Raw genomic sequence first — 23,892 nt, forward strand, 5'->3', positions numbered from 1 at the left:
CAGAAAAAGCCTCGAATCGTTTGATTCCGAGGCTTTTTGTTTATCTACTTTTGCATCACATAGTTTTTTAAATAGACTCCGTTACGTACAACTTTTTGTTCTTTAATTATTCTGTAGCCGCGTTTTTCAAAAAAGTTTTTTGCTGTAATAGAAGCATGAGTCAGAATAGGGCCATTAACTTGTTTTTCCAGCAGATTGCAAAGAGCAGTTCCCACACCTTTATTTTGAAAGTCTTTATGTACAAACAGTCTGTCAAGGTATCCTTCTAGTGTGATATCACCGAATCCAACGATGACTCCATTTTCTTCAGCGACAAAACTGTAATGTTCAGATAAAGACTGATCCCACTCAGAAAAGTCCGTCCTTGAGTACGTCCAGGCTTTAATCTCTTCGAGAGAATAATCTTTTGCGTTGACTGAGCGAACCGTTTCTTTAAAAAGAGTGATCAGTTCAGGGAGATCTTCATTTTTGTAGCGTCTTAAATACATTTTCAGATAAGCTTAACCGGTGGGACTATCTATAATGCCTCGTATCAATATACCGTATTTATTGCCTATTTATGAAAGAAGATTTATTTGCTGACCTTATCCCTGATGAGCCCCTTAAATCAGGCCGATCTCGTGATCGCCACTCAATTAATTTGCATATGCAGCCCTTAGCGGAGAGATTACGACCCAAGACACTGGATGAGGTTGTCGGTCAAGAACATCTATTGGGACCGGGTAAGCCTTTGCGAGTTGCTTTTGAGGAAGGACGCCCCCACTCTATGATCCTCTGGGGTCCCCCTGGTGTCGGCAAGACAACATTGGCCCGCTTGATGGCCAAAGCCTTTAATTTACCCTTTATTGCTATTTCGGCGGTTTTGAGCGGAGTAAAAGAGATTCGGGAAGCCGTTGATAAGGCTCAACATCATATGGATCAAACAGGTGAGCCGACATTAGTGTTTGTTGATGAAGTTCATCGTTTTTCTAAGTCTCAGCAAGATGCTTTTTTGCCTCATGTCGAAAGTGGGTTATTTGTTTTCATTGGAGCTACGACAGAAAATCCCAGTTTCGAAGTCAATAGTGCTCTACTGTCGCGTTCTGCAACCTATGTTCTGGAAAGTTTAAAAAAAGCAGATTTTGAAAAACTCTTACCCCGTGCGATAGCAGCAGAAGCGCCCGGATTAATTTTTTTAGACGAGGCAAAGGAAATCTTATTTAACTTAGCCGATGGTGATGCGAGACGTTTTCTTAATGCAGTTGAATTAGCTTGCCATCTTGCGACAGATAAAGGTATTCATAAAGTTGGTGCTGAATTATTAAGACAGAGCCTGCCTGCAACACTCAGGCGTTTTGATAAAGGGGGAGAAAATTTTTACGATCTGATATCTGCTTTGCATAAGTCAGTTCGCGGTAGTGATCCGGATGCCGCCTTATATTGGATGACACGAATGATTGTCGGCGGTTGTGATCCCCTTTATATTTGCCGCCGAGTTATCCGTATGGCAACGGAAGATATCGGATTGGCTGATCCTAGAGCTTTAGAAATTGCCTTAAATGCTGCCCAAGCTTATGAACGTTTAGGAAGCCCGGAAGGGGAATTGGCGATTGCCAACGCTGTGGTTTATTGTGCGATAGCTCCTAAGAGCAATTCAATTGAAGTGGCCTATAACGCAGTAAAGAGTTTTGTGAAAAAAGATGCCACTCGACCGGTTCCTCTTTATTTACGTAATGCGCCCACTAAATTAATGAGCGAATTGGGCTACTCTCACGGTTATCGTTATGCTCATGACGAGCCGGATGCGTTTGCTGCCGGGGAAATTTATTTGCCCGAAGGCTTGGAAAATATGAAGTGGTACTACCCGAGACCACGAGGACTGGAAATCAAAATTGCTGAAAAGTTGGAAAGATTAAAAGCTTTGAATCGTCAGGCTTGGGCAAAAGGAGAAGGACGAATCAGAACTAAAAAAGAAAAATAACAATCTAAGTCATATACCTCTTGCAATCGTAACCCAAACGGGTGAAAATTATTGGATGTGTTTTTTTCAGAGCTTGCTCTGTTCATTAGGAATTAATAATGCTTGATATCAATTTATTGCGTAAGCAACTCGACGATGTGGTTGCTCGCTTAGCAACCCGTCCGTTTGAATTCCCGGTCAAAGAATTCAATGCATTGGAAAATGACCGCAAAGCTGTCCAAAAGCAGACTGAAGAACTTCAGGCTTTGCGTAATAGCTTGTCCAAGCAGATCGGTGCAGCTCGCAAGGCCGGCGGCGATGCCGCTGATTTAATGGCTGAAGCTGCCGCTATTCCTGAAAAGCTTTCTCAATTGGAAGAACGTTTGTCTCAAATCAGAACGGATTTGAACGAACTTTTAATGAGTGTTCCGAATTTACCCCATGAATCCGTGCCCGTCGGCCGTGACGAACGCGACAATCCCGAAGTTCGCCGCTGGGGTACACCTCGCACGTTTGATTTCCCGATCAAGGATCATGTTGACGTTGGTGTTCCGCTTGGTATGGACTTTGAAACGGCTGCGAAAGAATCCGGTGCCCGTTTCTGTTTCATGCGCGGTCAGGTCGCACGCTTGCATCGTGCTTTAGCCCAATTCATGTTGGATACGCATACGCGTGAACACGGTTACGTTGAATGCTACACGCCTTATGTTGTGAGCGCAGAAACGATGCGTGGTACGGGTCAATTGCCGAAGTTTGAAGAAGACCTTTTTGCTGCTAAGAAGGGTGGTCAGGAAGGTGAAGGCGAACGCATGTACCTGATTCCGACGGCTGAAGTCTCTCTGACCAATATGGTCAGCGGCAAGTTGCTTCGCGCTGATCAATTGCCGATTAAGATCACAGCTCATACGCCTTGCTTCCGTTCTGAAGCCGGTTCTTATGGTCGTGATACACGCGGCATGATCCGTCAGCATCAATTTGACAAGGTTGAAATGGTGCGCATTGTCAACCCTGAAGATAGCTACAAGCACTTGGACGAAATGGTGCACAACGCTGAAACGATTCTTCAACGTTTGGGCTTACCCTACCGTGTGATTACGCTTTGCACGGGTGACATGGGCTTTGGTGCTGCCAAGACCTTTGACTTGGAAGTCTGGTTGCCGGCTCAAAATACCTATCGTGAAATTTCCTCTTGCTCCAACTGCGAAGCCTTCCAAGCTCGTCGCATGGGCGCTCGTGTTAAGGGTAAAGATGGCAAGATTCAATATGTGCATACCTTGAACGGCTCCGGTTTGGCTGTTGGCCGCACGTTAGTTGCAGTGTTGGAAAACTATCAAAATGCTGACGGCAGCGTAACGGTGCCGGAAGTGTTGCGTCCGTACATGGGCGGCGTTGAAGTGTTGCGTCCTGAAAATCAACCGCTCGGTGATTTCAAAGCGTAATTCACGTCACGATTGTAAATAAAAGAGCGGGAACTCAAAAATGGGTTCCCGCTTATGATTTGGGGAGGTTTGCAAACCTCCCCATTAGATTTTCCTAAGGGAAATTATTTCTTTGCAGCTTTCTTAGCCGTCGTCTTCTTAGCAGCCGGCTTAGCAGCTGTCTTCTTGGCGGCGGGTTTAGCGGCAGCCTTCTTGGCCGGAGCCTTCACTTCAGCCTTCTTAGCAGCCGGTTTGGCAGCAGCCTTTTTGGCGGAGGGCTTGGCAGCTTCTTTCTTAGCAGCAGCTTTCTTGGCAGGGGCCTTCACTTCAGCCTTCTTAGCGGCCGGTTTGGCGGCAGCCTTTTTAGCGGCGGGCTTAGCCGCAGCTTTCTTAGCCGGGGCCTTAGCAGCTACTTTCTTCGTGGCAGCCTTTTTGGCCGGAGCCTCCTTAGCCGGAGCTTCTTTGGCTTCGGGAGCTAATTCTTCATCCATATAGGAGTGCAACACATCAGACTCTTTCAACATTTCGAAAGAGGCATTCATCATTTCCATGACTTGGGAAGCACGAAGGCTGTTGTGGTGACCGTCAGCCAAGGTGTCGTGAAGTTCCTTGGTGATCATGCCGAGGCGATGATGTGCTTTTTTATTGCGTTCGAGAATTTCTTTAAGATCCATTTTGATATAACTCCTACAGAAATTAGTGTTCAGATAGGTTCAGGATAGCCCTTTACTCATAATGTTATTGCAAAAGTAAAAGAAAATTTGAGTAACCTCAAAAGAATTTCTCAACTTTTAGTATTAACCCTTGGAATAATGTGTTTTTGATCGCTAGATGTTGCGTTGTTACAACAAATGATTTAGTAGAGCAATCAATGTCATTTTTGACTTATCCACCGAAAAACGCAAAGTCAAAAAGCAAAATAGAGTTCATTCTGATAAAATCGCAAGCTCACTGTGCGGAGAGATGGCAGAGTGGTCGAATGCGCCGGACTCGAAATCCGGTATACGGCTCGTTCGTATCGAGGGTTCGAATCCCTCTCTCTCCGCCATTTTTTTTGCCTTAAAATATAACGTTAAGGATATTTTTGCATTCGATAATTCTTGATGATGATACCGTTTGGCGATGTTTTGAGAATTCTTTGAAAAAGATAAGCTAAGTGATTGATTTTTTATAATCAGTCTGTATAATCACTCGCGAAGATAAAAACAATAAAGGCACTTTTCAAAGTGCCTTTATTATTTATCGGTCGTCGTGTGCAAGTTGCGTTTATGAGAGTAATGCTTCTTTGCGCAAAACCTTGGTGTTGGTTTTCTCTGGCGCTAAGGGGATGGATGGGCCTTAGAGCCCATCTTTTTTTGAGAATTCTCCGCTAGGAGCCACAATAATAATGACAGAAACATCGACAGATTTGTTGACGTTGGTTGAGCAAACCGTTGAAGGGATGGGATTTGAGTTTGTTGATCTCGAGCATTTACCCCGCGGATTGCTTCGCGTCACGATGGATAGCCCCGAAGGAGTGGGGGTGGACGATTGCGAGCAGGTGAGCAACCAGTTGACGTATTTGTTCACGGTTGAAAATGTTGACTACGAACGCCTTGAAGTATCCTCTCCCGGTGTGGAACGGCCTTTAAAGCGTGTTCGGGATTGGGAACGTTACATCGGCAAATTGGTGCACGTGGAATTATTTGCCCCGCTGATGGCCGAAGGTTTTCCTGAAGCCGGTCGTCGTAAATTAGACGGTCGAATTCAGGCTGTTCGCACGCAAGACTCGCAAACGACGATTGATTTTTTGTTTACGGATGAAAAGCCGGCAAAGACTCCGGCGCAGGCCGCTCGGGAGCGGATTGCACAAAAGCGCGGTAAGAAGACCGTTGCCATTGAACCCGTTGCCGTTAGTTTTACGATCGATCAGGTCGATCGTGCCCATTTGATCGCAGAATTAAATTTCAAAGGAAAGTAAAAATGAACCGCGAAATGCTTGAAATGGTTGAAGTATTGGCACAGGAAAAAAGCGTGCCCCGTGAGGTCGTCTTCGGTGTGCTTGAAACGGCACTTGCCTCTGCTGTAAAAAAGGCAAATTTTGCCGGTGAAGATGCAGATATTGAAGTACATGTTGATCGTGACACGGGTGATTACCAAGCTTGGCGTCGTTGGCTCATTGTGGCTGACGATCAAGGCTTACAGGAACCGGATCGTCAGGAAATGTATTCCGACATTCATGACGAATATCCTGATCTTAACGTTGGTGACTATATCCGTCAGGAAGTGCGAAACATCAATAGTTCCGGTCGCCGTTTCGCTCAAGATGCAAAGCAAGTGATTTTGCAACGTTTGCGCGATGCCGAACGTGAACAAATGTTGGTGGAATTTTTGGCTCGCGATGAAAAAGTTGTTTCCGGTTTAGTCAAGCGCATGGACAAGGGCGATGCGATTGTCGAAATCGGCAAAGTTGAGGCCCGTTTGCCCCGTTCTGAAATGTTGCCCAAGGAATCGTTCCGTCCGGGTGACCGCGTGCGTGCTTATGTCGCTCGAATTGATCGTTCCTGCAAGGGACAACAAATTTTCTTGTCTCGCACTAGCCCAGATTTCATCAAAGAACTCTTTGCTTTGCAGGTGCCTGAAATTGAAGAAGGTCTTTTGGAAATCAAGAGTGCAGCCCGTGATCCCGGTAGCCGTGCGAAGATCGCTGTTCAAGCCAAAGACGCTCGCTTGGATCCGGTTGGCACCTGCATCGGTGTGCGCGGTACGCGCGTGAATGCCGTTTCCAACGAATTGGGCGGTGAACGTGTTGACATCGTTGTTTGGGATGATGAACCGGCTCAGTTTGTTGTGAGCGCTTTGGAACCGGCTAAGGTCTCCGGCGTGGTGATGCTCGAAGACACGCACACGATGGAAGTGGTGGTGGATGAAGAAAATCTTGCCATTGCTATCGGTCGTGCCGGCCAAAATGTCCGCTTGGCCTCTGAATTGACCGGCTGGAAGATTGACATCATGACCGATGAAGAAGCCAACGCCAAGCGTGACGAAGAAACAAGCAAGATTCGTGCTGAATTCGTTGAAAAGCTCGATGTGGGTGAAGATGTTGCTGATATCTTGATTGAAAACGGCTTCTCTTCTATCGAAGAAGTGGCCTATGTGCCTGAATCGGAATTGCTTGAAATTGAAGCGTTTGATGAAGACACGGTCAAGGTGTTGCGTGAACGCGCCCGCAATAAGTGCCTCATGCAAGATTTGGAACGTGAAGAAAACCTGCGTCAGGCTGAACCCGAAATGGTTTCACTTGAAGGTATGGATAATGATTTGGTTAACGTGCTGGTTGCCCACGGTGTGAAGACGCGTGATGAGCTGGCCGAATTAGCCGTAGACGAACTGGTGGAAATGAGCGGAATCGATCAAGAGCGTGCCTCGAAGTTGATTTTGGCTGCTCGCGCCCATTGGTTCAACAACTAAAGCGTGCTTTGAGTTAAAAGTACGAAAGGAGAGAATATGGCAAGTTCGACCGTTTTAGAGTTGGCCAAAGAAATGAAAGTGACTGCCGAAGAATTGCTTCGTCAGCTCAAAAGTGCCGGCATTGACAAGCACAGTGAAACGGACGCAGTGACCGCTGCCGATCAACGTCAGTTGGTGGACTTTTTGCGTCAGGATCGTCAGGCTAAAGCCCGCAAAATCACTTTAACCCGTAAAGAGACCACAACGGTTAAGCAGGCCGATGGTCAACATACGGTGAAGGTGGAAGTGCGCAGAAAACGCGTTCTCGTGAAAAACTCAGCGACAGCGACAAACGCTCGTGAGCAGGCTATGGCTGCGGAACGCGCCCGCGCTTTAGAAGAAGCCAAGGCAAAGATGCAGCAACAAAAGGCTGAAGAAGAAAAACGTCAAAAAGAGCTTGAAGCTCAGCGTCAGCAAGAAGAAAAATTGGCTCAGGAAAAAGCCGCTCAAGAACAAGCCCGCGCTAAGGCTCAGGCTGAAGCAGAGGCCGCAGCCGCTCGCGCAGCTCAACAGCCGAAGGCTGCTCCTGCTGCCGATAAGAAACCGTCTGCGCCTAAGGCGGAAGTGGTTGCAAAGCCTGAAGTTAAGAAAGAGGTTCAGCAGCCGCAAGTGCGTCATGAACAAAAACAGGCTAAACCCGCCGTCAAGCCCAATGATGCTCGCAAAAATGAAAAGGCTAAGTTCCAGCAGAATGCGAAAAAGCCGGTTCAACGTCCTGTAGAACAAAAGCCTCAGCCTGCCGCTTTATCTGAAGAAGAAATTAAGCGCCGTCAGGAAGCCAAGCGTAAGGCCGAAGAAGAAGCTCGTGCGATTCGAGAAATGATGAGTAAGCCCAAGCCCTCTGTCATGAAGGCCAAGAGCGATAAGCCTGCCGAAGGTAAAAAGAATCTGGATAAGAAAAAGGGCAAGAACAACGACCGTGATCGCGATGAAGACCAAGGCGGCAAGAAAAAGGGCGGCAAGCACGCCGGTGCCAACCATGGTGCAGCGAGCAAATGGGACGATAACATTAAACATCGTGGCGGCAACAAGGGCAATGCCCGTGTCATCGATGAGGATGATGACGGCAATGAACAATGGCGCGGTTCTCGTAAAAACCGCAATAACCGCCGTCATGAACAGCCCAAGCAACAGCAGGTTCAAAACACAGAACCCGTGGTGCGTGATGTGAGCGTGCCTGAAACGATCAGCGTGGCTGATCTTGCTCATAAGATGGCCGTTAAAGCCACCGAAGTGATTAAGACGCTCATGAAGATGGGGCAGATGGTGACGATTAACCAAATGCTCGATCAAGACACCGCGATGATCGTGGTTGAAGAAATGGGACATCATGCGATCGCTGCCAAGCCCGATGATCCGGAAGCGATTTTGGGTGACATGATGGAAGAAAATACGGCTGAGGCTCTTCCGCGTCCGCCGGTCGTGACCATCATGGGTCACGTTGACCACGGTAAGACAAGCTTGCTCGACTACATCCGTCGTGCCAAGGTGGCGGCCGGTGAAGCCGGTGGCATTACGCAGCATATCGGTGCCTACCACGTTAAGACGCCGCGTGGCATTGTGACGTTCTTGGATACCCCGGGGCACGAAGCTTTTACAGCTATGCGTGCGCGCGGTGCTCAGGCAACCGATATTGTGATTTTGGTGGTGGCAGCCGATGACGGCGTGATGCCTCAGACGAAGGAAGCTATTGCGCACTCCAAGGCCGCCGGCGTTCCGATGGTGGTGGCGATTAACAAGATCGATAAGCCGGAAGCCAATCCTGAACGCGTTAAACAAGAACTTGTTCAAAACGATGTGATGCCTGAGGACTGGGGCGGTGACGTACCGTTTATTCCGGTGTCTGCCAAAACCGGTCAGGGCGTAGATGAATTGCTGGAAAACGTGCTGCTTCAAGCCGAAATGCTTGATTTGAAAGCACCGAAGGAAGGCATGGCGAAGGGGCTTGTGATCGAATCCCGTTTGGATAAGGGTCGCGGTCCGGTGGCATCCATTCTTGTGCAGTCCGGTACCCTTCACCGCGGTGACATTGTTTTGGCCGGCGCTGAATTCGGTCGTGTCCGTGCCATGATTAATGAAACCGGTAAGGCCGTCAGTGAAGCCGGTCCTTCCATTCCGGTGGAGATTCAAGGTCTGTCGGGTGTGCCGCAGGCCGGCGACGAAATCATGGTTTTGCCCGATGAACGTAAAGCCCGTGAAATCGCTCTTTTCCGTCAAGGCAAGTACCGTGATGTGAAGTTGGCCAAGCAGCAAGCCGCCAAACTGGAAAACATTTTCTCGGATGCGGCCAATGGCGAAGTAAAGACCCTCGCCTTGATTGTGAAGGCAGACGTTCAGGGTTCTACCGAAGCTATTGTTCACGCCTTGACGAAGTTGTCCAACGATGAAGTGCGCGTTCAGGTGGTGCACTCTGCCGTGGGCGGCGTTTCGGAAACAGACGTCAACTTGGCCCTGGCTAGTAAAGCGGTCATCATCGGCTTTAACGTGCGTGCCGATGCGCCGGCTCGTAAACTCGCCGAGACCAACGGTGTGGATATCCGCTACTACAACATCATTTACGATGCCGTGGATGATGTGAAGGCTGCTATGAGCGGTATGCTCGCACCGGAAAAACGCGAAACCGTTTTGGGCTTTGTGGAAATTCGTCAATGTATCCGCGTGCCTAAGGTTGGCATGATTGCCGGCTGTAAGGTTTTGGAAGGTGTGGTTCGTCGTACGGCTTCGGCTCGACTGCTTCGCGACAATGTCGTGATTTGGACAGGAGAATTAAACTCCTTGCGCCACTTCAAGGACGATGTCAGAGAAGTGAAGGCCGGTTTGGAATGCGGTTTGTCGCTCAAAGGCTACGATGACATCAAAGAAGGCGATCAGCTGGAAATCTTTGAAGTCACGGAAGTGGCCCGTACGCTTTAATAGAAAACGGGCGGCTTGTTTGAAAGATAACTTTTACTGGCCGCCCTGAAGTATTAAGAAAGGATTGTGACATGAGAGCTGCGAAACCGGGACGCGCCCTGCGTGTGGCCGATCAGATTCAAAAGGATCTGGCTCGTTTGATTCCTCAGGAAGTGCGGGATCCGCGAGTGGGTCTGGTGACTTTGACGGGCTGTGAAATTACACCTGATTATGCTCATGCGAAGGTTTATTTCACGGTCATCGGAGCAGAGCCTGAACAGGCCAAGCAAGGCTTAAACGCGGCCGCCGGAATGCTTCGTAACCATCTTTTCAAACTGTTGTCGATTCATACGGTGCCGACGCTGCACTTTGAACATGACACCAGTGTGGCCAAGGGTTTTGAAATGGACCGCCTGATCGATGAGGCGATGAAGCAAACCAAGGGCGAGGAATGAAAAGAAAAGGCCGAGTTGTAGATGGGGTGCTTTTGCTTGATAAGCCCTATGAGATGACATCAAACGCGGCGCTGCAGACAGCCAGACGTTTGTTGAATGCGCAAAAAGCCGGTCATACGGGAACACTTGATCCGCTTGCAAGCGGCCTGTTGGCGCTCACCTTTGGTGAAGCGACTAAATTTTCTGCCGATCTTTTGCATGCCGATAAAACCTATATTGCCGGCATTAAGCTCGGTCAGAAGACGACAACGGGTGACTTGGAGGGAGACTTTTTGCAGACCCGCCCGGTCCGTGTCAATCGGGCTGACATTGAAAAGGCACTGGACGCTTTTAGAGGCGACATTTTGCAGGTGCCTCCGATGTTTTCAGCTTTAAAGCGTGACGGAAAAACGCTCTACGATTTGGCCCGTGAAGGTGTAAGCATTGAGCGTGAGGCCCGCTCGGTGCGGATTGAAAAATTAGAGATCCTTGAATTTGCCGATGAACTCTTAACGGTTGAAGTGACGTGTTCCAAGGGGACCTATATTCGAGTGCTCGCTGAAGATATTGGTGAGGCACTCGGGTGCGGTGCTCATTTGGCAAGTTTAAGAAGAACAAAGGTAGGAGCGCTTTCGCTTGAAGACGCTGTTACCTTACAGGCGCTTGAGACGATGTCGGTTGAGGAGCGTCTGGCAACTTTAAAACCGCTTGATGCGTTAATGCAGACGCTTCCTGCGGTGCATTTAAGCGAAAACGACCGCGTGCGCTTTTGCCATGGCCAGCGATTGGCCCTTGGTTTACCGAGCTGCTCGCGTGTCAGGGTCTACGGACCTGATGAACAAATGGTGGGAACGGCCCGCGTTAACGAACGCGGTGTGCTCGAACCTGAACGATTAATTGCCAACAAGAAAGATATTGAGGCAACAAATGACGACTAGTACTCGTGCTATTCGCAATATCGCGATTATTGCGCACGTCGACCACGGTAAGACAACCTTGGTGGATAAGCTTTTGCGCGCCGCCGGCACTTTCCGTGCCAATCAAGAAGTCCAAGAACGTGTAATGGACAGTGGTGATTTGGAACGTGAACGCGGTATTACGATTTTGGCTAAAAACTGCGCTGTGGAATATGAAGGCACCCACATCAACATCATTGATACCCCGGGGCACGCCGACTTCGGCGGTGAAGTCGAACGCGTGTTGTCCATGGTCGATGGTGTATTGCTTTTGGTCGACGCCGTGGAAGGTCCGATGCCGCAGACGCGCTTTGTGACCCGTAAAGCTTTGGCTTTGGGATTAAAGCCCATTGTTGTGATCAATAAGATTGACCGTCCGGGTGCCCGTCCGGATTGGGTTTTGAACCAAACGTTTGACTTATTTGATAAGTTGGGTGCCACTGAAGAACAGCTCGACTTCCCCGTGATTTACTGCTCGGCCTTGGAAGGCGTTGCCGGCTATAGCGACAACATTGAAGAGCTCAAGAAAGTGGGCAATATGCGTGCCATTTTTGACACCGTCATTGAAAAAGTGCCGGTTCGTGATGATGACCCGGATGGCCCGCTTCAGTTGCAGATTTGCTCGCTCGATTACTCGAGCTACGTCGGTAAGATCGGTATCGGTCGTGTGCACCGCGGTCGCATCCACGCCGGCGAAGACGTGTGCGTGATGAACGGACCGGACGATACACCCAAGAAGGTCAAAGTCAATCAGATCCTCATGTTTGAAGGTTTGGACCGCAAGCTTGTGGATTCGGCCGAGGCCGGTGACATTGTGCTTGTAAACGGCATTGAAGAATTGTCTATCGGTACGACCATTACGGATTTGGAACACCCCGAAGCGCTGCCGCTTTTGAAAGTGGACGAACCGACGCTTTCCATGAATTTCCAAGTAAACACGAGCCCCTTGGCAGGCCGTGAAGGCAAGTACGTGACAAGCCGTCAGCTTCGTGAACGTCTTGAACGTGAACTGAAGTCCAACGTGGCCATGCGTATGAAACTCACTGACGATGAAACCGTCTTTGAAGTCTGTGGCCGTGGTGAATTGCACCTGACGATTTTGATTGAAAATATGCGCCGCGAAGGCTACGAATTGGCCGTTTCGCGTCCCCGTGTGTTGCTCAAGGAAATTGACGGTCAAAAGATGGAACCGTATGAAGTGCTCACGGTTGATGTTGAAGAAGATCACCAAGGCGCTGTGATGGAGGAATTGGGACGCCGCAAGGGCGATTTGCAGGATATGCAGCCTGACGGCAAGGGCCGCGTGCGTTTGGAATACCGTATTCCGGCCCGCGGTTTGATCGGTTTCCAAAGTGAATTCATGACCATGTGTCGCGGTACCGGCATTATGAGTCACGTTTTTGATGACTACGGTCCGATCAAAGAAGGTGATGTCGGTGAACGCCGCAACGGTGTGTTGATTAGCCAGGATAACGGTGAAGCCGTTGCCTACGCTCTTTGGAAGCTGCAAGATCGCGGCCGTATGTTTGTCAAACCGGGCGATAAGCTCTACGAAGGCATGATTATCGGTATTCACTCTCGCGACAACGATATCGTTGTGAATCCGATTCGCGGCAAGCAGCTCACCAACATCCGTGCCTCGGGTACCGATGAAGCCATTCGTCTCGTGCCGCCTGTGCAGTTGACGCTTGAAAGCGCGGTTGAATTCATCAACGATGATGAATTGGTGGAAATCACCCCGCACACGATCCGTTTGAGAAAGCGTTATTTGACCGAAATTGATCGTCGCCGTCACGCCCGCGCCGAGCGTGAGCAAAACGCATCATAATTTTTCGGCATGAAGAAAAAGAAAGCGCCCGCATTGTGTCCTTGCGGTAGTCTTCTTGACTACAAGGACTGTTGCGGGCGTTTTCATGAAAGAGAGCCCGCACCAGACGCCTTAAGTCTGATGAAAAGCCGCTACAGTGCTTTTGTTAAAAAGGATGCGGATTATCTGCTAAGGACTTGGCATGAAAGCACACGACCGAGTGTTTTGGATTTAAGCGAACCGATTAAGTGGCTTGGTTTGGAAATTGTTTCCTATGAGTCTGAAGGCGATAGCGCAACGGTTTCTTTTATCGCACGTGGCAAGATTAATGGTCGGGCCTTTCGGCAGATTGAAAAAAGCCGTTTTGTCCGTGAAAACGGTCTGTGGTTTTATGTGGACGGAGATGTAGCCGATGAGCACGCTTAATGAAAATCCCAAATGGATTCTTGAAGGCGCGCTTTTAACAAGTGATGTGCCTTTGTCCGTATCGACGCTCAGGGAGTGTTTGGATAAGCGTTTTACAAAGGCGCAGGTCTTGCAGATGCTCGCCGAGCTTCAGGATGACTGGCAGGGGCGGGCGCTTGAATTGCGCGAAGTCGCCGAAGGTCTTTGGCGATTCCAGTCAGTTTCGGCGATGCGCGAGATACTGCGAAAGCTCCATCCGGAAGAAGCGCCGAAATACAGCCGTACTGTGATGGAAACATTGGCGGTGATTGCTTATCGTCAGCCCGTAACGCGCGGAGATATTGAAAAGATTCGCGGTGTGACGGTAAATCCTAATGCCATTAAAACTTTACTTGATCGCAATTGGATTGAAGTCATCGGCCGTCGGGAGACAATCGGTCACCCGGAATTATTTGCGACAACAAGACAATTTTTGGTGGATTTGGGATTGAATTCTTTACAGGATTTACCCAGTATCGGGCCCGATGAGGAACCCCAGGTTGAAGCCTTTGAATTGTTTGAGGGGCAATCCCAGAGTAAGCCGCCTTCCCGGTTAAGTGATCGGCAGGAGCTAAAGGCCATTGATGATGAACACGCAAGATTAGAAAGTCTGATCCAACCTTTGGATTTTGGAGATAGTGATGATGAAGAAAAAAATCAGTCCGAATAAAAAAGGGGTGGTTCAGAAAGCGCCGGCTAAACGAACACCCTTTCGAGCGCCTCAGGCTAAAAGGCTGCGAGCCGTAACGCCAAAAGTTGCGCCCGAGGAAAAGGTTGTGCCGACAGTCTCCCAAGAGGGGAATGTAACCGGAGAAAAACTTCAGAAAGTATTGGCTGATGCCGGTTTGGGTTCGCGCCGCGAAATGGAAGCACTTATTGCGACCGGTGTGGTGACGGTTAACGGCGATGTGGCTAAGGTGGGCGACCGCGTTCGTCTCAATGACATGATTCGGGTGCGAGGTCGCTTGGTCAAACGTGCGGCGGTCGTCAACGATGTGCCGAAAGTGTTGCTCTACCATAAGCCAGCCGGAGAAATTGTTTCAGCCGATGACCCCCAAGGCAGGCCCAGTGTGTTTGATCGTTTGCCGAAACTCAATGGTGAACGTTGGATTGCGGTTGGCCGCCTTGACTTTAACACCGAGGGGGTTTTGCTATTTACCACGAGTGGCGCCTTAGCCAATATGCTCATGCACCCGCGCTATCGAATTGAGCGCGAGTACGCGGTGCGTGTACAGGGTGAATTGAGCGAAGAAAACAAAGATAAGCTTTTGAAGGGTATTAAGCTCGACGATGGTCCGGCGTCTTTTTCACGTATCGAAGACATCGGCGGCGTTTCTTCCAATCATTGGTATCGGGTGACACTCGCAGAGGGGCGCAACCGTGAAGTGCGCCGTATTTTTGATGCGGTGGGATTGACGGTCTCGCGTTTGATTCGTGTTCGTTTCGGTGCCGTGTTGCTGCCCAAGGATCTGCCGCGCGGAGCAAAGATGCGCTTGAGCGATGAATGGGTCAAGGGTTGGATTGAAGACTTAAAAGCGGGCAGCACCCGAGCGGGGGTTGTTTCGGGAAGCACGAAGGATGGGGCTGGTAAGACTCGTGCGCGTTCAAAAGCCCAAGCCGGTGTCGGAGCCAATAAAGGGGGACGTAAGTTTGCCGCTAAAAAAGACGTCTATGACAAAGGCTATGAAGGAGTGGCAGAGTCCAAAAAGCGTCATGCCAAGCGTGTCATAAACGTTAACAAAACGAATAGGGCGGTTAAGCGCTCAAGTCGTTAAAATGACGACGACATATTTTTGATTGAAGCCAATGAATAAAAAAATTCTTGACCGGTTACCCATTTTCAACGATCCGTACGTCAGACGCCTTCTAGGATACTTGCCTGCGTACAAAAAGGAAATCGCTTTAGCTGTCGCTTGTATGATTTTGGGAGCAGCTAGCTCTTCCTTGATCGCGCTTTTATTGGGTAAGTTAACCGATTTAGGTTTTTACGAACACAATCCCTCCATTGTTTGGTGGACACCGGTCGGCTTGATCGGTATTTCGATTCTGCACGGCGGCACACAGTTTTTATCCAACTATCTGCTGCAGCGGGTGAGCCAACAGGTTCTTGTTCGTATTCGCCGCCTCATGTTTGGCCGACTCATTCAATGGTCTTCTCAAACTTACCAACACTATATGTCCGGTAAGGTCGTCTCCAAGTTCGTTAATGAAGCTTCAAGCGCTTTGGGGATGGCCGCTGAAATTTTGACGACATTGGTGCGTGACTCGCTTCAAATTATTTCTTTGGCCTGTATTTTGATCTACCACAATTGGCTTTTAACCGTGGTGACGCTCGTTGTGGCGCCGCTTTTGGCATTAGTGCTCAAGTGGGTGAGTAAGACGGTAAAGCGTTTGACGCTTGGTTCTCAAAACACCTTAGGTGAGATGAGCGTGGCCATTCAAGAAGCCTATGAAGGTCAGCGCGTTGTCAAAATTTACGATGGCTACGTCTACGAGAAAAAGCGTTTTGCAGCGATTAATGAACGCTTGAGATCTTATGCTGTTCGTATGCAAGCGGTGAAGTCTTTGGGAACGCCGCTTACTCAGCTTGTCACCATGATCGGTGTGTCGGTGGTGGTAGTTTTTGCTTTGACGCAAGCCCAAAACGGTCAGCTCTCAATGGGTGAATTCACGACGTACCTGTCGGCCATGCTTTTGATGATGCCGGCTATCCGTCACCTCTCCAGCCTTAATGGTTCCGTTGCGCGCATGTCAGCGGCGGCTGAAAGTGTGTTTAAGATGGTCGATGAACCCTCTGAAGAAGATAAAGGTTCCCGCACGATAGAAAGAGCATCCGGGGCGGTCAGTTTCCGTCACGTTACACATACGTATGAAGGCTCAAACACCCCTGCAGTGGAAGACTTTACGTTGGATGTGAAGCCCGGTGAAATGATTGCCTTGGTCGGGTCTTCCGGCTCGGGGAAAACAACGCTCATTAACCTGATTCCGCGTTTTTGGACAATGACCTCAGGTGATATCCTCTTTGACGGTATCAGCCAAAAAGATTTAACGCTTAAGAGCCTGCGCGCTCAAATATCGCTTGTGAGCCAAGATGTCGTGCTTTTTGACGATACGATTGCGGCCAATATTGCCTACGGTGTTCGTGATAAGGTGACGGACGAAGATATTCGTAAAGCGGCCGAAGCGGCGTATCTTTTGCCCTTTATTGAATCGCTGCCGGAAGGCTTCAATACGCGAGTGGGTGAAGGCGGCGCAAAACTCTCGGGCGGTCAGCGTCAACGCATTTCCATCGCTCGTGCGCTCTTAAAGAACGCGCCGATTCTCCTTTTGGATGAAGCAACGAGCGCGCTTGATACCGAAAGCGAAAAATACATTCAGGCTTCGCTTGATGAATTGATGGTGGGACGCACAAGCTTTGTTGTGGCTCACCGCCTCTCCACCATCGAGGGGGCTGATCGCATCGTTGTGATGAAGCACGGTCGGATTGTGGAAATCGGCACTCATAAGGAGTTGCTTGAGAAAAACGGCGTGTACGCCAACCTCTACAAAATTCAATTTTCCGACAGACCGGTGCATCCGCACGAAATGGTCTAATTTAAATAGTCCGATTAAAAACGGAGGCTTCAGATTTTTGAAGTCCTCCGTTTTTGCTTTTAAAGGCTCACGCCTAAGAGCGTAAGAGTGAGCGGAATTAAGAGAGCTGAAAGCATCGTGGAGACAAAAATAGCGTTGCTTGCAGAGCCCTCTTCACTCCTGAATTCGCTTGCCATCAGGTAGACGTTAATCGCAACCGGTAAGGAGGCCGTCAACACACAGGCGTTGGTTGTAATCTCATCGAGTCCGATTAATTTGGCTAGGCAAAACACGATGATGGGGTGGATGACGATTTTTAGTGTTGAGATGGTCAAACCACGGGGCAGAGCGGACGTAAAGCGGTGTTGAGCCAATCCCATGCCGACGACAATAAGGGCAATCGGCGTCGTAGCAGATGACACATACCCTAAGGTACGTTCAACAAAATCCGGCAACTGCCAGCCCGTCAACCCCCAGGCACTGCCCGCAATAATGGCTAATACCACAGGATTTTTAAATACTTTTAGCATCGGACGGCCGATTCTTTTCCAATCCAATTTTCCTTCGGCTTTCCCCAATTCAACACTGGCAATGGCGGTGGTCCATAAAAGAAGAACACTGAAAATAATGAGTAAGCTGATGGTCGGCATTGCTTCATCGCCAAGGCTGACCTTGAGAATCGGCACGCCCAATTGCACGTTGTTGCCGAAGATCGCTGCCATACCAAAAATGGTTTTACCGGTGTTGTCTAACCCGAAGAAGCGACCAGCGGTGCGTCCCAGGCAATAAATAATGACGCAGGACCCAAAGAAAGCGATCAGAACGCGCCAATCCACAGGTGGCATCTCCGAGAGCTTGCTCATTAGTGAAAATAAAAGGGCGGGCATTAAAAAACGGAACGTAAAGCCCGAGAGCACACGTGTGACGCTTTGATCAAAGAGTTTTCCAACGATGAGCCCCCAGCCCAAAATCACCAGAAGAAACAGGGGCAGGCAAAGTTGAAGGTGATAGAGAAAAAGTTCAAACATGATGACCCTAGAAGGGGCAAGGCGCCTCAATCGTTAAAAGTTGACCGGTTGACGGATGAATAAAACGAATGGCCTCAGCGTGCAGATAGAGCCTATCGGCCGGGTGTCCGTAAAGCTCATCGCCGATGATGGGGCTATTGAGCCCTTCAGCGTGAGCGGCATGTAGTCTGAGTTGATGAGTGCGGCCGGTTTGAGGGTAGAAAGCAACTCGCGTTGCTCCGTTTGGCATTTGGCCCAGGACTTTGTAAACAGTTAGAGCGGGTTTGCCGTAGGTGTACTCAACCATTTGTCGAGGACGCTCATAGGGATTGAGACACAAGGGCAGTTTGATCTCTCCGCTTGTGTTTGGGGGCATTTTTTCCAAAAGGGCAATGTAGCGCTTTCGCACCGAGCCTCTGGCAAAAGCGTTTTGGAGCGCTTGGTGTGTCTGCTTATTTTTGGCAAAAACCACGATGCCGGAGGTGGACATATCGAGTCTGTGTAAGAGCATCGGACCTGTGGCATCGGGGTAGCGTGATAGAGCAATAGAATACAAATCCGTCACGGGGAGTTTGCCGGGGACAGAAAGCATGCCGGACGGTTTATTAAAGGCTACGATGTCATTGTCTTCGTAAACAATGTCCGGTGTCCAATTTTTAAACTGATCAACAGCCAGTGTATTTTCTTCCAAGCGAAGTTCTTGCAGGAAGTAATTGAGCAGTTTTTCGTGGCGTTCTTTGGCAAAGGCAAAAAAGGTACCCTCAGCGCGAGCATCATAGGGGGCGACCGGCCCCCACCAGAATTGTCCCATGGCAATGGGGCTTGCGCCGAGCGCGAAGGCTTCGTTTAAAAGAGCCGGCAGAGCTGTTCTCAAAATGGCTCGAAGCAGATCTTCACGGTTCAGGTATGTTGATAAAAGTTCCAAAAGCGTTGTCTGATGCCCGGGTTTATTTTGTACATGAACGCTGCTTAAGCGACGTTTCCATTCATTTTCAACCGCCACATGAGTGCGGTGCTGGAAATCAGACCGTGCGGCTTCTTCAGCTTGCAAGGCCAAAATATATTTAAGTTTTAAACGCTCAAGTTCACCGGAATCAAACTGACTGGACGCAATCAGCGCTTCGCGGTTAAAGACGCCGCTGGCTCGTTGCTGTTGACGGTGTTCACGACGGGCTTGAGCAGCCTCTTTAAAGGAAATGTACTTTTCCTGCGCACGTACTTTTTCTTCGAAAGCCTTGTCAATGCGGTCAGTGTTGAGCGGTTTGATGGACTCGGGCGGCAATTGCTGCCAGAACGTTTTCTCGAAATAAGGATCTGCACAATCAAACTGATCACAGGCGGTTAAAAATCCCAACGATTGATCTGGAAGACGGCAGACTAAAATTGCGACAAGACGGCCCGCCTGACCGTGGGCACTCTCATCGAGGTGTTGACGGACGGCACGGGCAGCTTCCTTGACTAAAGGATGAACACAATAGTGATAAGGATAAGTCAGCGCACCACCCGTTACTGCTGGAGTGGCGGACGCTAAAGGTTTGAGCATTTTTCAATCAAAAAAAATCGTTGATTGAAAGTCTAGCAAAAAGCAAAGCGCCCGAAGGCGCTTTGCGAAAATTAAGGATTGAAATAATGGCTTAAGAGAGGCCGACGATCTTGCCGTTAACCACGTCAATATGCAAAGCAGCCGGTTGCTTGGGTAAACCGGGCATACGCATGATGGCTCCCGTTGTAGCGACGACAAAGCCGGCGCCAGCATTTAAAATCAGGCGTTGCACCGGCAAAGTAAAGCCCTTGGGAGCGCCCAGCCAAGTCGGTTCATGAGACAGCGAATAGGGAGTCTTGGCCACGCAAACCGGCAAGCGGTCAAAGCCCAGTTCCTGGATTTGCTTGAGATCTTTCTTGGCGGCAGCGGACAACTCGATATCTTTTGCTCCGTAAACATTAACAGCAAGCTTTTGCAGTTTTGTGACGACGTCATCATCGGCTTCGTACGTAAAGTGCAAGGGCTTGGTTTCACCGTTTGCAGCATCCATGACAGCTTTGGCCAACTCAATAGCGCCTTCTCCGCCCTTGATGAAGCCATCGCAGACAGCAAAACGAACGCCTTTTTCTGCGCAGCGGGCGCGAATGACTTCAATTTCTTCATCCGTATCCGTTGCGAAGTGATTGAGACTGACGACAATTTCAGGTCCGAAGTGTTTGAGATTGTCGATGTGGGCATCCAAATTGCACAAGCCTTTCTTTAAGGCTTCAACATTGGGTTTGCCAATTTCGGGAAGCGGGACCATTCCGTGCCACTTCAGTGCTTTAGTGGAAGTAACAAGCACGATTGCCGAAGGCGTGAGACCGGCGGCGCGGCATTTGATGTTCATGAATTTTTCAGCGCCCAAGTCACTGCCGAAACCGGCTTCCGTGACCGCCCAGTCGCCCAGTGTCATCGCGGCCTTAGTGGCTACGACAGAGTTGCATCCATGGGCGATATTGGCAAAGGGGCCGCCGTGAACAAAGGCGAGATTGCCTTCAAGCGTCTGTACGAGATTAGGCTTCATGGCTTCCAAAAGCAGAGCCATCAAAGCGCCGGTTGCACCCAAGTCTTTGCAGGTGTAGGCCGAACCGTCGCGCTTAATACCGACAACCAAACGGTCAATTCGGGCACGCAGATCATCAAGATCGTTGGCCAGACACAGCACAGCCATTAACTCACTGGCAACCGTGATATCAAAACCGGTCTCGGTCGGAATGCCGTTAGCCGGACCGCCTAAGCCTGTGACAATGTTACGCAGCATACGGTCATTGACATCCAATACGCGACGCCAAATTACGGTCTTAAGATCGACTTGACCTTGATGGCGGGCGTTGTCAATCATGGCAGCAAGCAGGTTGTTGGCGGCCGTGATCGCGTGGAAGTCACCGGTAAAGTGCAGGTTGATTGACTCCATCGGAAGCACTTGAGAGTAACCGCCGCCTGCGGCGCCTCCCTTCATGCCAAAGCAAGGTCCAAGGGACGGTTCACGCAGAGCTACCACGGCTTTTTCGCCCAGGCGTTTGAGACCTTGAGTGAGGGCGATGGACGTGGTGGTTTTGCCGGAGCCGGCAGGCATGCCGGAAGTCGCGGTCACGAGAATTAATTTGCCGTGAGGCTTGCGGTCTTTGTGAAAGGACACTTTGGCTTTGTCGCGGCCATAGGGTTCAAACTCATCGTCGCTTAAACCGGCACTGTGCGCCAATTCGTCAATACGGATCAATTTCGCCTCTTGGGCGATTTCGATATCAGACTTCATAACAAAACTCCAAAAAGAAAAAAGCAAAAACAAAACCTTCCGTTCGACTGAAATAAAGTTATTCAGCCGATGCATCGCCAACACCGATACGTGTTTCTGAAGTGGCGCAAGATGTTTGGTAATCAATGCGAAAAGTATGCCTGAAAAAAACAGTATGGCAACGAAAAAAGAGATATTTTTTCTCAATAAAAAGACAATTTTTTCTCATCCCTTGATTTTGCCCACAAAGAGAAGTCGAGAAAAAGAATAAACTTACTGAAACACGGCAGATATTTGCCGAAGAATCCATTTTGAAAGGAGAATTCTTATGTGGGATCTTTTACTAAAGGGCGCGACGGTCGTTGATCCGCTCAACCGTATTGAGGGTGTGCGGGATGTGGCCATTGAAAACGGCCAGATTGCTGAAGTCGGTGTCGACTTGCCCGGTGGCTGTGCCCGAGTGGTGGAAGACTATACGGGTATGGTGCTGCAGCCCGGTATTGTCGATAGCCACGTACACCTTGGCGAAATGTGGGGTTCTCCGTTTGGTTTCAAGATGCTCGCCATGGCCGGCGTGACTACTTGCTTGGATATGGCAGGTCCTTTGGATAACGTCTTAAAGAACATTCCGACCTACGGTGCCGGTATTAACTGCGCTATTTTACAGTTTGCTTCTCCTCCCTTTACCTTCAAGACCAATGAACCCAGCAAGGCTGAAATGGATGCGTTGATTGATGCTTCCATGAAGGAAGGGGCATTGGGTGTGAAGCTTTTGGGCGGACACTATCCGTTAAAGCCCGCAGTGTCTTCTTTGCTGATCAAGACAGCCTTGGAGCATGGTGCTTATATCGCCTGGCACGCCGGCACCAGTGAACATGGTTCCAACATCGAAGGTATGCGTGAAGCGGTTGAATTAAGTCAGGGCAACTTCTTGCACTTGGCTCACATCAATGCTTACTGCCGTGGTGCAATTCGCCCTGAATTGGAAGAAACCAAAGAAGCCATTGATTTGCTCTTAGCCAATGACCACATTCACTGTGAAAGCTACATTTCTCCCAGAAACGGTACGCGCCTGACTTGTTTTGAAAACGGTAAGGTGCAATCCAAAGTGACGGGTAACTGCCTGAAGCGCTTTGGCTTTAGTGATGACCGTGAAGGGATTGAAGCCGCCTTTAAGGCCAATAAAGTTTGGGCGGTCTACGATGCGGGCGGCTACTCGGATTTAGTAACCGGTGAAGAAGGTCTCAAGCTTTGGAAAGAACACAACACCGATGTGGGCGGTTCATTTAATGTGAACCCGCCGCTGCCTCGTGTGTGGCTTGCAGAAGCTAAACGTCCGGACGGCAGCTTTGTTGTTGACGGTATCTCTACGGACGGCGGCTGCATCCCGCGCAATGTGATTTTGGAACAAGGTTTGTCGTTGGTGAAGTTGGGTATCCTGACCTTGCCGGAATTTGCTGCCAAGACCTCTTTGAACCCCGCTCGCATGTTGCGTTTGGACAATAAGGGCCATTTGAGTGTCGGTGCAGATGCCGATATCACGATTTACAACTACGCCACACAAAAACCGGTAGCGACCTTTGTCAAAGGCAAGACCGTCTTTAAGAATGGCCATGTCTATGGCTCAAACGGTACCGTGATTTGCACACAATATGGCGAAAAGTACGTGAAGGATCTGGGGATTGATACGTTGGTGGTCGATCCCGGCAAACCGGTTGCTGACCGCTTTATTGTTTAATCACTGAAACTGAAAGCCGGATTTAGTCCGGCTTTCAGATGATGGGCGTTCTGAATCAGAGCGCACTATTTCCATTCATAAAATTCTTTAACTGTCTTCCAAGCAATCGTTTGCAGGAATTGAGCATCCTTTTTAGCTAAAGACTTTTCACAGCCTCCTAGGAATGGTGCGCCTTGCGGAGAAGTACGTGTTAAAGCTGCAAAAATGACTGCTCCTTCTAGGTAAGAGCCAGCTGCCGTTGGATGTCGATTGTCTTCAACTGTCAGCTTCAAGTCGGGGCGTTCCTTTAAAGCTTGAGCAAACGCAAGACCAACAGGAATAACCAGTGCTTTATTTTCGTTGGCAACACGGATGGTTGCATCAGCGAGTTGTTTGGTCATTTCCGGTTTGTCCGCATAAGCCCATGTCATCAAGAAAATAGGCTCAGCCCCGGTAGCGCGGATATCTTTACTATGGATGGCTCCATACTTTTCAAAGAATTTTTTAAGTTCCGGGTGAACGGGACCTTGGCTATTATCTTGAAGGATAACGGCTTCAAACACCTTTCCTCCGGGGTATTTGTGGAAAATCAGTTTATTGCTGCCGTCATCGGTTGTTGAATAACTGCGAAGACCATTGGGACGCAGGTAACTTTTAACATCATGCCAGTCAAGCCCGGCTCCACCGATTGTTGCCATCGTTAATGTGAGCTTCTTATTTTTATCTTTGGCTAAACCACTGATATAGCCTGTCACACCACAGTTGTAGTACATGAACGAATTCCCCACGAGGAGGACTCGTTCAGGGGATTTTTCCAATCCTTTAACAAGAGGGTTAACGGAATAGTTTTCAGCTGCGCAAACACTTGTAGCTAAGCAAGCGGATATAAGAGCAGACGTTAAAACTGCAATTTTTTTCATAGTGATGACCTCATTGAGTCATTATTGAGTGAGAGC

At 49.3% G+C, this 23,892-nt stretch carries 19 protein-coding genes and 1 tRNA gene; 14 read left to right on the plus strand and 6 right to left on the minus strand.

Annotation, left to right across the window (positions count from 1 at the left end):
* Positions 1-44: 44 nt before the first annotated feature.
* Complete coding sequence (locus tag NW199_RS07210) at positions 45-488, minus strand: GNAT family N-acetyltransferase (protein WP_258334109.1); 444 nt, start codon at positions 486-488, stop codon at positions 45-47.
* A 158-nt stretch (positions 489-646) separates the two neighbouring features.
* On the opposite strand from NW199_RS07210, the gene NW199_RS07215 reads away from it, so the two are divergent.
* Together NW199_RS07215 and serS are read left to right on the plus strand one after the other, a co-directional pair.
* Entirely contained in the window at positions 647-1,960 is a 1,314-nt protein-coding gene (locus NW199_RS07215) for a replication-associated recombination protein A (protein ID WP_258334175.1), read from the plus strand.
* Positions 1,961-2,058: 98 nt separating this feature from the next.
* Entirely contained in the window at positions 2,059-3,378 is a 1,320-nt protein-coding gene (gene serS / locus NW199_RS07220; protein ID WP_022472377.1) for a serine--tRNA ligase, read from the plus strand.
* A 104-nt stretch (positions 3,379-3,482) separates the two neighbouring features.
* Here the strand turns inward: serS and NW199_RS07225 are convergent, their stop codons facing one another.
* The gene (locus tag NW199_RS07225) at positions 3,483-4,031 is read right to left on the minus strand and encodes a hypothetical protein (RefSeq protein ID WP_258334110.1); all 549 of its coding nucleotides are present in this window, start codon (positions 4,029-4,031) and stop codon (positions 3,483-3,485) included.
* 283 nt (positions 4,032-4,314) lie between these two features.
* Here NW199_RS07225 and NW199_RS07230 point away from each other — a divergent pair.
* The 11 genes from NW199_RS07230 (at position 4,315) to msbA (ending at position 16,973) form a co-directional block, all read left to right on the plus strand.
* Positions 4,315-4,405, plus strand: a tRNA-Ser gene (locus NW199_RS07230).
* 339 nt (positions 4,406-4,744) lie between these two features.
* Positions 4,745-5,317 (plus strand): ribosome maturation factor RimP, encoded by a 573-nt coding sequence (gene rimP / locus NW199_RS07235; protein WP_258334111.1) that lies wholly within the window; start codon positions 4,745-4,747, stop codon positions 5,315-5,317.
* Positions 5,318-5,319: 2 nt separating this feature from the next.
* The gene (gene nusA, locus NW199_RS07240) at positions 5,320-6,807 is read left to right on the plus strand and encodes a transcription termination factor NusA (protein ID WP_258334112.1); all 1,488 of its coding nucleotides are present in this window, start codon (positions 5,320-5,322) and stop codon (positions 6,805-6,807) included.
* Positions 6,808-6,843: 36 nt separating this feature from the next.
* The gene (infB, locus tag NW199_RS07245; protein WP_258334113.1) at positions 6,844-9,759 is read left to right on the plus strand and encodes a translation initiation factor IF-2; all 2,916 of its coding nucleotides are present in this window, start codon (positions 6,844-6,846) and stop codon (positions 9,757-9,759) included.
* 71 nt (positions 9,760-9,830) lie between these two features.
* Positions 9,831-10,193, plus strand: a complete 363-nt coding sequence (gene rbfA / locus NW199_RS07250) for a 30S ribosome-binding factor RbfA (protein WP_022473027.1) — start codon at positions 9,831-9,833, stop codon at positions 10,191-10,193.
* A complete protein-coding gene (gene truB / locus NW199_RS07255) occupies positions 10,190-11,110 on the plus strand; it encodes a tRNA pseudouridine(55) synthase TruB (RefSeq protein ID WP_258334114.1) in 921 nt (306 codons plus the stop codon). The genes rbfA and truB overlap by 4 nt, the downstream gene beginning before the upstream one ends.
* On the plus strand, positions 11,100-12,956 hold the full coding sequence (gene typA / locus NW199_RS07260) for a translational GTPase TypA (protein ID WP_258334115.1): 1,857 nt from the start codon (positions 11,100-11,102) through the stop codon (positions 12,954-12,956). Before truB ends, typA begins: the two co-directional genes overlap by 11 nt.
* A 9-nt stretch (positions 12,957-12,965) precedes the next feature.
* Complete coding sequence (locus NW199_RS07265) at positions 12,966-13,361, plus strand: YchJ family protein (RefSeq protein ID WP_258334116.1); 396 nt, start codon at positions 12,966-12,968, stop codon at positions 13,359-13,361.
* On the plus strand, positions 13,348-14,049 hold the full coding sequence (gene scpB / locus NW199_RS07270; protein WP_258334117.1) for an SMC-Scp complex subunit ScpB: 702 nt from the start codon (positions 13,348-13,350) through the stop codon (positions 14,047-14,049). Before NW199_RS07265 ends, scpB begins: the two co-directional genes overlap by 14 nt.
* Positions 14,021-15,154 carry a 23S rRNA pseudouridine(2605) synthase RluB gene (gene rluB, locus NW199_RS08820; protein ID WP_373691816.1) on the plus strand — a complete coding sequence of 378 codons (1,134 nt, stop codon included), beginning with the start codon at positions 14,021-14,023 and terminating at the stop codon, positions 15,152-15,154. The genes scpB and rluB overlap by 29 nt, the downstream gene beginning before the upstream one ends.
* Before the next feature lie 31 nt (positions 15,155-15,185).
* Positions 15,186-16,973 (plus strand): lipid A export permease/ATP-binding protein MsbA, encoded by a 1,788-nt coding sequence (gene msbA, locus NW199_RS07280; RefSeq protein ID WP_258334118.1) that lies wholly within the window; start codon positions 15,186-15,188, stop codon positions 16,971-16,973.
* A gap of 59 nt (positions 16,974-17,032) precedes the next feature.
* Here msbA and NW199_RS07285 read toward each other — a convergent pair whose 3' ends face one another.
* The 3 genes from NW199_RS07285 to NW199_RS07295 all read right to left on the minus strand — a co-directional run bounded on the left by NW199_RS07285 (position 17,033) and on the right by NW199_RS07295 (position 21,240).
* On the minus strand, positions 17,033-17,980 hold the full coding sequence (locus tag NW199_RS07285) for an AEC family transporter (protein ID WP_258334119.1): 948 nt from the start codon (positions 17,978-17,980) through the stop codon (positions 17,033-17,035).
* A 7-nt stretch (positions 17,981-17,987) separates the two neighbouring features.
* Entirely contained in the window at positions 17,988-19,502 is a 1,515-nt protein-coding gene (locus tag NW199_RS07290; protein WP_258334120.1) for an RluA family pseudouridine synthase, read from the minus strand.
* Between the two features lie 91 nt (positions 19,503-19,593).
* Positions 19,594-21,240, minus strand: a complete 1,647-nt coding sequence (locus NW199_RS07295; RefSeq protein ID WP_258334122.1) for a formate--tetrahydrofolate ligase — start codon at positions 21,238-21,240, stop codon at positions 19,594-19,596.
* A gap of 307 nt (positions 21,241-21,547) precedes the next feature.
* On the opposite strand from NW199_RS07295, the gene NW199_RS07300 reads away from it, so the two are divergent.
* Positions 21,548-22,957, plus strand: coding sequence for a dihydroorotase (locus NW199_RS07300; protein WP_258334123.1), 1,410 nt, complete (start codon positions 21,548-21,550; stop codon positions 22,955-22,957).
* A 65-nt stretch (positions 22,958-23,022) separates the two neighbouring features.
* On the opposite strand, the gene NW199_RS07305 is transcribed toward NW199_RS07300, so the two are convergent.
* The gene (locus tag NW199_RS07305; RefSeq protein ID WP_258334124.1) at positions 23,023-23,856 is read right to left on the minus strand and encodes an SGNH/GDSL hydrolase family protein; all 834 of its coding nucleotides are present in this window, start codon (positions 23,854-23,856) and stop codon (positions 23,023-23,025) included.
* Positions 23,857-23,892 lie beyond the last annotated feature (36 nt).

This window comes from Parasutterella secunda, from assembly GCF_024733725.1.
In the GTDB taxonomy this organism is placed as follows: Bacteria; Pseudomonadota; Gammaproteobacteria; order Burkholderiales; family Burkholderiaceae_F; genus Aphodousia; species Aphodousia faecalis.